We start from the raw sequence: 9,482 nt of genomic DNA on the forward strand, positions 1-9,482 counted from the left end.
GGGCCGGGGAGCAGCCGCCGGAGTCCGACCTCGCGGCCTGACCCCTTCGACAGCCCCGCTGCCGGGCGGGAGCGGGGTCAGTCCGGCCCGGCGCCGTTCTCGGCGAGGTGGTCGGCCCCCTCACGGCGGGCCAGGTCGCGTGAGCGGCGGGCCGGGGCGTACCAGCCGCAGCTGCAGGTCGCGAAGGCGAAGGAGCCGCGCTCGCTGACCGCGAGGCGGTGTTCGGGCATCCGGGCGGTGCCGGGGGCGACCGGCAGCTCACTGTGCACGTGGTTCACCGTAACGCGCCGGACGTCCGCCGCGCGACGCTCCCGGCACACCGGTCCCGCGTAACCCTCGGCGCCCCAACTCGTTTGCCCGGAAAGAGCTCTGCCCACCCGGTGGTGTCGGCGGGGCAGTCGGGCCCGAGGGGGTTGTCGCGAGGATGAAGATGACCGACCAGCAGCGCACCGGACGGCCGGCACGCCGTCCGGCTCCGCACCTGCGCTCGGCGGCCGGGGCCGCCCTGCTCGCCGCCGCCCTGGCGGCGGGCGCCGCCGGCTGCTCCGGCGCCGTCAGCGGCTCCTCCGACCAGCAGTCGGGCGCCCCCGACCAGCTCGCCGCGGATCCGCTGACGGCGGTGCGCAACGCCGCCGACATCACCGGCCGCACCGGCTCCGCGCACACCGCGACCGAGCTGGTCACCGAGTCCACCGAGAAGAAGGCCGCGTTCAGCGGCACCGGCGGCTACGACTACGTCAAGCGGATCGGCCGGCTGGAGGTCCAGGTGCCGCCGGGCGCGGCGACCACCGGGAAGATCGTCGAGGTGGTCCTGCCGGGCACCGTCTACCTCCAGAACAGCGGCGCCAAGGTCCCCGAGGGCAAGTGGGTCAAGCTGGACGTGCGCCAGCTGCCGGACGGCAACCTGGTCAGCAGCGGCGCCACCGACCCGGCCTCGGCGGCGGGGGCGCTGCGCGGGGCGCAGAAGGCGGAGGCGGTGGGCACCGAGACCGTCGACGGGGTCGTGCTGCACCACTACCGGGGCACCCTGGACCTGGCGAAGGCGGCCGACGCGACGGGCGGCCGGGGCGGCGACGGCCTGCGGATGGGCGGTCAGACCTTCACCGTCAAGGAGGTCCCGTACGACGCCTGGCTGGACGACCAGGGCCGGCTGCGCAAGGTGGTCGAGGTGTTCACCTTCGCCGGGGTGGCCGGCTCGAAGGAGCCCAAGGACCAGGTGAAGGTGACGTCGACGACCTCGCTGCGGGACTTCGGCAAGCCGGTGGAGGCGGCCGAGCCCGCGGCCTCGGACATCTACCAGATGAAGCCCACGGAGAGCCCGAAGTAGGGCGGGCCCGACACGCCCCGGGCCGCCGGGGCAGCGCTCCGGCGCCGGGGCGAGACGGGGTGCCGCCGGGGCGGGTGGCCGTCCGGGGAGCGACGGCCACCCGTTTCGGCGGCGCCGAGATGGCCCGTCCGTGCCATGTGGACGGGCCCCGAAGTGCCTAGGCTGGACTCCGGGTGGCTGCCGCCCGGGCTGGCGAGGCACTGAAGGGGTGGTGCAGGTGGTGTCGTCCACGGGCGGCCGCAGCGGCGGCCACGACGACGCGGCCCTCGACGAGATCGATCTGGCCGGCGAGCTGATGATCGCCGCGACGGCCAGCTCCGGCGACCGGCTGCCGACCGAGCGGATCGACGAGGTGCTGCTGGACCGGACCGAACCCGGGCCGGCCGACCGGGAGGCCGACGGCTGACCGGCCCCGGGAGCGGCGGGGCCCCGGAGCGGCGGACGGCCCGCCGGCTCAGCTGCGCAGCAGGCGGCTGATCGCGGCGGTGGCCTCCGCCACCTTGGCGTCCAGCTCGGCGCCGCCCTCCTCGGCGGCCGCGGCGACGCAGTGCCGCAGGTGCTCCTCCAGCAGCGAGAGCGCGAAGGACTGCAGCGCCTTGGTACTGGCCGAGACCTGGGTGAGCACGTCGATGCAGTAGACGTCCTCGTCGACCATGCGCTGGAGGCCGCGGATCTGGCCCTCGATCCGGCGCAGCCGCTTGAGGTGGGCGTCCTTCTGCGCGCTGTAGCCGTGCGGGCCGTGGTGCCCCGCCGGGGCGTGGCCGGCGTGCGGGTCGGTCCCCTGCGCGTGCTCCGGCTCGGTGCGCGCTTGCGTCGTGGTCATCGGCCCCGCCTTCGTCTCAGTGCCTGGTGGCTGCGTCGGCCACCAGTGTCCAACACCGGGGCCTCCCGTGGTGTTCCGACGGCCGACCCGGCATGTGCCACCGGGCCCGGTGGACGGGTGCCCGGCGGTTGAGCCGTCTGAGCGGAGCCCCGCTCTTCCGTGCGCACGACGGGGACAATCCGGGCGGGGTTCCGTCAGACTGAGGACCCGCGCCCACACCTGGTGGTGCGCCCGGATGAGCCGGTGCGGCAGCCGAACGGAAGGGGAGGCTCCGGCTCCTTCCCCGACACCCCGTTTGCGCGATTGCGCTCGGTTGCACCTAGCATCGTTCAGTCCCTACCCCGCACATCGGAGATTTCCGTGCGTTTTAGCCTGACCCCGAAGGAGACGAGCTTCTACGACATGTTCGCCGCCGCGGCGGAGAACCTCGTCGTCGGATCGAAGCTCCTTTTGGAGCTGCTGGGATCAGACGTGTCGGCCCGCGCGGAGATCGTCGAGCGCATGCGCGCCGCCGAACACGCCGGGGACGACACCACCCACGCCGTCTTCCACCAGCTGAACTCGTCCTTCATCACGCCCTTCGACCGCGAGGACATCTACAGCCTCGCCTCGTCGCTGGACGACATCATGGACTTCATGGAGGAGGCCGTCGACCTGGTCGTCCTCTACGACATCCAGACCCTGCCGAAGGGCATCGAGCAGCAGATCGAGGTACTGGCGCGCGCCGCGGAACTCACCGCCGAGGCGATGCCCAACCTGCGCAGCATGTCCAACCTCACCGAGTACTGGATCGAGGTCAACCGGCTGGAGAACCAGGCCGACCAGATCCACCGCAAGCTGCTCGCCCACCTGTTCTCCGGTCAGTACGACGCCATCGAGGTCCTCAAGCTCAAGCAGGTCGTGGACGTCCTTGAGGAGGCGGCGGACGCGTTCGAGCACGTCGCCAACACGGTGGAGACCATCGCCGTCAAGGAGTCCTGACCCTCGTGGACATGGCAGCACTCATCGCCGTCATCGGCGTTGCGTTCTTCTTCACGTACACCAACGGCTTCCACGACTCGGCGAACGCGATCGCCACGTCGGTCTCCACCCGGGCGCTCACCCCCCGGGCGGCGCTGGCGATGGCCGCGGTGATGAACCTGGCCGGCGCGTTCCTCGGCAGCGGCGTGGCGCACACCGTCTCCAAGGGGATCATCGAGACCCCCTCCGGCAACCAGGGGATGGCGATCCTGTTCGCCGCCCTGGTCGGGGCGATCGCCTGGAACCTGGTCACCTGGTACTTCGGACTGCCGTCCTCCTCCTCGCACGCCCTGTTCGGCGGCATGGTGGGCGCGGCGCTGGCCGGCGGCATCGACGTGATCTGGAGCGGGGTCCTCGAGAAGATCGTCATCCCGATGGTCGTCTCGCCGGTGGTCGGCCTGGTCGGCGGCTTCCTGGTGATGCTGGCGATCCTGTGGATCTTCCGCCGGGCCAACCCGCACCGGGCCAAGCGCAACTTCCGGGTCGCCCAGACCGCCTCGGCCGCCGCGATGGCCCTGGCGCACGGCCTCCAGGACGCCCAGAAGACCATGGGCATCGTGGTCATGGCACTGACCATCTCCGGCCACCAGTCCGGCAACGGGATCCCGGTCTGGGTGAAGATCGCCTGCGCGACCATGCTCTCGCTGGGCACCTACGCGGGCGGCTGGCGGATCATGCGGACGCTCGGCCGCAAGATCATCGAGCTGGACCCGCCGCAGGGCTTCGCGGCGGAGGCCACCGCCTCGGTGGTCATGTACATCACGTCGTTCGTCTTCAAGGCGCCGATCTCCACCACCCACGTGATCACCGCGGCGATCATGGGCGCGGGGTCCACCAAGCGGATCCGCGCGGTGCGCTGGGGCGTCGCGAAGAACATCGTGCTCGGCTGGTTCATCACGATGCCGGCGGCCGCCATCGTCGCAGCGCTGGTGTACTGGTTCGTCCACCTGTTCTGGGGCTGACGCCCCGAGCCGCACCATCGCGCGAGCGGGCGACCCACCCCGAGCAGGAACGGGCGGGCGCCCCGCCCCGAGCCGAAGGGGCGCGCCGGTGCCGAAAGGGAGAGCGCGAGGGAGCGACGTTGGGGGTACCCCCGGCCGAAGGCTGGGGGAGAGCGAGGGAGCGCCGACCGTCGGCACCGGGTCCGAGCGCCCCGGAGGCGAGCGGGCGAATAGCAGGCAGGGCCCGCCCCCACATCTCGGGGGCGGGCCCTTCTCCATGTCCCGCGGCGGCACCGCCATGCAGCACCGCGGGACAGCTCGCGGTCCGTCGCGCGTCCCGGCACCGGGGCGCCGGGACGGCGCGCGACGGAGGTCCGGTCCTAGCCGAAGCGGCCGGAGATGTAGTCCTCGGTGGCCTGGACCTGCGGGTTCGAGAAGATCCGCTGGGTGTCGTCCAGCTCGATCAGCTTGCCCGGCTGGCCGACGCCGGCCAGGTTGAAGAAGGCGGTGCGGTCGCTGACGCGGGCCGCCTGCTGCATGTTGTGGGTCACGATGACGATGGTGAACTGCTCCTTCAGCTCGCCGATCAGGTCCTCGATGGCGAGGGTGGAGATCGGGTCGAGCGCGGAGCAGGGCTCGTCCATCAGCAGGACCTGGGGCTCGACCGCGATGGCGCGGGCGATGCACAGGCGCTGCTGCTGACCGCCGGAGAGGCCGGCGCCCGGCTTGTTCAGCCGGGTGTGGACCTCCTTCCAGAGGTTGGCGCCCTTCAGCGAGCGCTCCACCACCTCGTCCAGCACGGACTTCTTCTTCACGCCGGCGAGCCGGAGCCCGGCGACCACGTTGTCGTAGATCGACATGGTCGGGAACGGGTTCGGGCGCTGGAAGACCATGCCGACCGAGCGGCGCACGGCGACCGGGTCGACGTTGGAGGCGTACAGGTTCTCGTCGTCCAGGAGGACCTTGCCCTCGACCCGGGCGCCCGGGATCACCTCGTGCATCCGGTTGAGGGTGCGGAGGAAGGTCGACTTGCCGCAGCCGGAGGGGCCGATGAAGGCGGTCACCGAGCGGGGCTCGATGCTCATCGAGATGTCCTCGATGGCCTTGGTGGTGCCGTAGAAGGCCGACAGTCCGCTGACGTCGATGCGCTTGGCCATGATCGTTGCTTCTCTCGTCTGTCTCGTACGTCAGTCGGTCGGTCAGTGCCCGCCCTTGGGCGAGCGCCAGCGTGCGATGCCCCGGGCGATGAGGTTGAGCCCCATCACGAAGGCGATCAGCACCAGCGCCGCACCCCAGGCACGGGCGTAGCCGAAGTCGTTGTTGACCTGCGAGTACTGCAGCCAGATGTACATCGGCAGGGACTGCTGCGGGCCGTCGAACGGGTTGCTGTTGATGTAGTCGGCGCCGAACACCAGCATCATCACCGGGGCGGTCTCGCCCGTGATGCGGGCGACCGCGAGCATCACACCGGTGGTGATGCCGCCGATCGCGGTGGGGAGGACGATCCGCAGGATGGTCTTCCACTTCGGCACGCCGAGCGCGTACGAGGCCTCGCGCAGCTCGTTCGGGACGAGCTTGAGCATCTCCTCGGTGGAGCGGACCACGACCGGGATCATCAGGATCGCCAGCGCGAGGCTGCCCGAGAAGCCGGAGTAGCCGAAGCCCAGCGCGATGTTCCAGAGCGAGAGGACGAACAGGCCGGCGACGATCGACGGGATGCCCGTCATGACGTCGACGAAGAAGGTGACCGCCTTGGCGAGCTTGCCGCGGCCGTACTCGACCAGGTAGACGGCGGTCAGCAGGCCGACCGGGGCGGCCATCGCGGTGGCCAGGCCGACCTGCTCCAGGGTGCCGATCAGCGCGTGGTAGATGCCACCGCCGGGGCCGGACTGGATGACGCCCTTCATCGAGTGGCTCAGGAAGAACCCGTCGACGACGCCGATGCCCTTCTGGACGGTGTAGACCGTCAGGGAGACCAGCGGGACGACCGCCAGGATGAAGGCGACCCAGACCACCGAGGTGGCGAGCCGGTCCTTGGCCTGCCGGCGGCCCTCGACCTGGGCCGAGACGCCGTAGCTGATCAGGAGGAAGAGCAGGGCCGAGATCAGGCCCCACTGGAGGTGGCTCTCCAGGCCCGCGCCCAGACCGATCCCGCAGCCGAGGGCGATCGAGCCGGCGGCGACGGCGGCCGGGGCCCACTTGGGCAGTCGGTTGGCGGTCAGCGGACGGCCGACCGGCCGGGCGTCCTCGACGATGTCGGTGACGGTCATGCGTTGGCCCCCGAGTACTCCTTGCGGCGGGCGATGATCAGTCGCGCGGCACCGTTCACCAGCAGGGTGATGACGAACAGGACGAGGCCGGAGGCCATCAGCGCGTCGCGGCCGTTCTCACCGGCCTCGGCGAACTTCAGCGCGATGTTCTGGGCGAAGGTGCCGCCGCCGGCGTCCAGGATGTGCAGCGACAGGACGTTGCTGGCGGACAGCACCACCGCGACCGCGATGGTCTCGCCGAGCGCGCGGCCGAGGCCGAGCATCGAGGCCGAGATGATGCCGGGGCGGCCGAACGGCAGCACCGCGGTGCGGATCATCTCCCAGCGGGTCGCGCCGAGCGCGAGCGCCGCCTCCTCGTGCATCCGCGGCACCTGGCGGAACACCTCGCGGGAGACCGCGGTGATGATCGGCAGGACCATGATCGCCAGCAGGATGCCGACGGTGAACAGGTTGCGCGGGGTACCGGTCCTGGTCTGGTCGAAGATGTACGTCCAGCCCAGGTACTCGTTGAGCCAGCTGGTCAGGCCGTCCATGTGCGGCACCAGGAAGAGCGCGCCCCAGAGGCCGTAGACGATGCTGGGGACGGCGGCGAGCAGGTCGACCAGGTAGGCGAACGGCTGGGCGATCCGGCGCGGCGCGTAGTGCGAGATGAACAGCGCGATCCCGATCGCCACCGGGACGGCGATCGCCATCGCGATGACGGCGCTGACGACGGTGCCGACGACCAGGACGGCGATGCCGAAGACGGGCTTCGGGGCGTCCGGCGTCCACTCGAAGCTGGTGAGGAAGTTGCCCTCGTTGGTGCTCAGGGCCAGGACCGACCGCCAGGTCAGGAACGCGGCGATGGCGCCCATGATGACCAGCAGCAGGACGCCCGAGCCCCGGGCGAGGTTCATGAAGATCTTGTCGCCGACCCGGCTGTCGCGCGGCCGGCGCTCCCTGCCTTGCGGGGCGGCAGGGGAGGATGAAGTCATTGGTCTACTCCGGTCTGGTGGTGCCGCCCCGGAAGGGGGACGGCACCATGGCGGCGGTGCCCCGGACGTGGTGCTGGGTGTGGTGCGTTCCGGTGGGGCGGCCCCGGCCCCCCTCGCTCACGGGGCCGCCCCACCGGGGGTCCTGTCGGGTCAGGCCAGGGTGGCGATGACGCCGTTGACCTTGTCCGTCACGGTCTTCGGCAGCGGGACGTAGCCCTTCTCGCCGACGGCCTTCTGGCCCGCGTCGCTGGCGGTGTAGGTCAGGAAGGACTTCAGGGTGTCGAGGGTCTCGGCCTTGTTGCCCTTGTCGCAGACGATCTCGTACGTGATCAGGACGAGCGGGTAGGCGCCCTCTTCCTTGGTCGCGTAGTCGAGCTTCAGCGCGAGGTCGCTGCCGGTGCCGGCGGCCTGGGCCTTGGCGATGGTGGTGGCGGCGTTCTCGGCGGTGGCCGCGACCGGCTTGGAGGCGCCGGTGTTGATCGCGGCGCTCTTCAGGCTGTTGGTCTGGGCGTAGGCCAGCTCGACGTAGCTGATCGAGTTCTTGACCTGCTTCACCTGGGCCGAGACGCCGGCGCTGCCGTTGGCCGACTGGCCGAGCTTGCCCGTCCAGGCCTTGCCGGCCGGGTAGGACCAGGCGCCGCCGCCGGCGGCGGCGAAGTACTTGGTGAGGTTCTCGGTGGTGCCGGCGTCGTCCGAGCGGTGGAAGGTCTGGATCTCCGCGTCCGGCAGCTTGGCGCCCGGGTTCAGGGCGGCGATCTCCGGGGCGTTCCACTTGGTGATCTGCGAGTCGAAGATCTTGGCGGCGGTCGGGCCGTCCAGGACCAGGTTGTCGACCCCGTCGATGTTGTAGACCAGCGAGATCAGACCGCCGACCATCGGCAGGTCGATGCCCTGGCCGCCGGTGCAGACCGCCTTGGAGGCCTCGACCTCGGCCGGCTTCAGGGCCGAGTCGGAGCCGGCGAACTGGATCTTGCCCTGGTTGAACTGCTGGATGCCGGCGCCGGAGCCGCCACCCTGGTAGTTGATCGTGGTGCCGGAGCAGGCGGCGGCGAAGCTGGTCTTCCAGACGTCCATCGCCGCGCCCTGCGCGGTGGAACCGGCGGCGATCAGCGAACCGGGCTTGCCACAGGTGATCGCGGCGGACGCGGCGGCGCCGCCGGTGGAACCGCCGGTCGCCGTCGTGTTGGTGTTGTTGTTGTCCGATCCGCAGGCGGCGAGCGACAGCGAGCTGACGAGCGCCATGGCACCGATCGCGAGGGCCTTGGAGCGGCCGTTCCGCTGGAGCTTCACAGGGGTTTCCCTTTCTGTGGCATTGCCCTCGCACGGGCCGTACGGGTACGGCCGAGCTCGGGTTTTGCTGTGGTCCGGGGCCCGTTCGGCCCTCCGGTGGTCCCGAAGTTAGGCCGGGTAAGTGACACGACAGCCGGTCACAAGTGAACGGGGAGTGAACCTCGAACGGATGACAGGAAACTACGTCAGGTAGTAACGGTTGCGTCACGGCGAGGGCGCGGGGAGATCACTTCCACCGTTCCTTCACCGGTGCGGCCCGTTCGCCCGCACCGGCCTCGCCCCCAGGATCGCGAGCAGCGCGTCCACCAGCAACCGGTCGTGGTCGTGGGTGAGCCGGGCCCGGGCCTTCCCGGCCGGCAGCCACTCCAGCCGGTCCACCTCGCGGTTCGGCCGGAACGAGCCGCCGCACGGCACCGCCGCCCAGTAGCGGACCTCCTTCGGCCGGCCCTGCACCCGGTAGTGCTGGGCGGGCAGCTCCGGGCCGAGCAGGCAGTGGAACCCGGTCTCCTCCCGGACCTCGCGCAGCGCCGCGTCGACCGTCCGCTCGCCGGGTTCGAGCTTGCCCTTGGGCAGGCTCCAGTCGTCGTACTTGGGCCGGTGGATCACCGCGATCCGCGGCCGCCCCAGCCGGCCGCTCTTCTTCGGCCGGCCCGGCAGCCACAGCACCGCACCCGCCGCCAGGACCACCGGGTCGTGCGCCGGCCCGGTCGCGGCCCCCGCCGCCGCCCGGACGGGGTTCGGGCGCTCGGCCACCTCAGGCCCGCCCTCGGCGACGACGACCTGGCCGTCGTCACCCTGCCCGCCGACGACGGGCCGGGCGTGGTCTCGCTGCTGATC

11 protein-coding genes are annotated in these 9,482 nt (G+C 71.2%); 4 read left to right on the top strand and 7 right to left on the bottom strand.

The features are described from left to right. Window positions 1–77: 77 nt before the first annotated feature. A complete protein-coding gene (locus ABZW03_RS30565; RefSeq protein ID WP_355265348.1) occupies window positions 78–269 on the bottom strand; it encodes a hypothetical protein in 192 nt (63 codons plus the stop codon). Between the two features lie 161 nt (window positions 270–430). Here ABZW03_RS30565 and ABZW03_RS30570 point away from each other — a divergent pair, with 161 nt between their 5' ends. Both ABZW03_RS30570 and ABZW03_RS30575 read left to right on the top strand, forming a co-directional pair. Next, on the top strand, window positions 431–1,327 hold the full coding sequence (locus ABZW03_RS30570) for a hypothetical protein (protein ID WP_355265351.1): 897 nt from the start codon (window positions 431–433) through the stop codon (window positions 1,325–1,327). Between the two features lie 217 nt (window positions 1,328–1,544). Then, on the top strand, window positions 1,545–1,733 hold the full coding sequence (locus tag ABZW03_RS30575; RefSeq protein ID WP_355265354.1) for a hypothetical protein: 189 nt from the start codon (window positions 1,545–1,547) through the stop codon (window positions 1,731–1,733). A 48-nt stretch (window positions 1,734–1,781) separates the two neighbouring features. On the opposite strand, the gene ABZW03_RS30580 is transcribed toward ABZW03_RS30575, so the two are convergent. Next, the gene (locus ABZW03_RS30580; protein ID WP_355265357.1) at window positions 1,782–2,150 is read right to left on the bottom strand and encodes a metal-sensitive transcriptional regulator; all 369 of its coding nucleotides are present in this window, start codon (window positions 2,148–2,150) and stop codon (window positions 1,782–1,784) included. Between the two features lie 360 nt (window positions 2,151–2,510). On the opposite strand from ABZW03_RS30580, the gene ABZW03_RS30585 reads away from it, so the two are divergent. Both ABZW03_RS30585 and ABZW03_RS30590 read left to right on the top strand, forming a co-directional pair. Continuing rightward, entirely contained in the window at window positions 2,511–3,131 is a 621-nt protein-coding gene (locus tag ABZW03_RS30585) for a DUF47 family protein (protein ID WP_030059626.1), read from the top strand. 5 nt (window positions 3,132–3,136) lie between these two features. Further along, a complete protein-coding gene (locus tag ABZW03_RS30590; RefSeq protein WP_355265360.1) occupies window positions 3,137–4,132 on the top strand; it encodes an inorganic phosphate transporter in 996 nt (331 codons plus the stop codon). 359 nt (window positions 4,133–4,491) lie between these two features. Here the strand turns inward: ABZW03_RS30590 and pstB are convergent, their stop codons facing one another. The 5 genes from pstB to ABZW03_RS30615 form a co-directional block, all read right to left on the bottom strand. Further along, window positions 4,492–5,268, bottom strand: a complete 777-nt coding sequence (gene pstB, locus ABZW03_RS30595; RefSeq protein ID WP_355265362.1) for a phosphate ABC transporter ATP-binding protein PstB — start codon at window positions 5,266–5,268, stop codon at window positions 4,492–4,494. A gap of 42 nt (window positions 5,269–5,310) precedes the next feature. After that, entirely contained in the window at window positions 5,311–6,381 is a 1,071-nt protein-coding gene (gene pstA, locus ABZW03_RS30600; protein WP_355265365.1) for a phosphate ABC transporter permease PstA, read from the bottom strand. Further along, entirely contained in the window at window positions 6,378–7,355 is a 978-nt protein-coding gene (pstC, locus tag ABZW03_RS30605) for a phosphate ABC transporter permease subunit PstC (protein ID WP_355265368.1), read from the bottom strand. The genes pstA and pstC overlap by 4 nt, the downstream gene beginning before the upstream one ends. 150 nt (window positions 7,356–7,505) lie before the next feature. Beyond that, window positions 7,506–8,645: a phosphate ABC transporter substrate-binding protein PstS gene (gene pstS / locus ABZW03_RS30610; protein ID WP_355265371.1), complete on the bottom strand. Its 1,140-nt coding sequence runs from the start codon at window positions 8,643–8,645 to the stop codon at window positions 7,506–7,508. Between the two features lie 243 nt (window positions 8,646–8,888). Then, on the bottom strand, window positions 8,889–9,311 hold the full coding sequence (locus ABZW03_RS30615) for an NUDIX hydrolase (RefSeq protein ID WP_355265374.1): 423 nt from the start codon (window positions 9,309–9,311) through the stop codon (window positions 8,889–8,891). Window positions 9,312–9,482 lie beyond the last annotated feature (171 nt).

Origin of the sequence: Kitasatospora sp. NPDC004799, assembly GCF_040609095.1 — a bacterium.
Taxonomy (GTDB): Bacteria; Actinomycetota; Actinomycetes; order Streptomycetales; family Streptomycetaceae; genus Kitasatospora.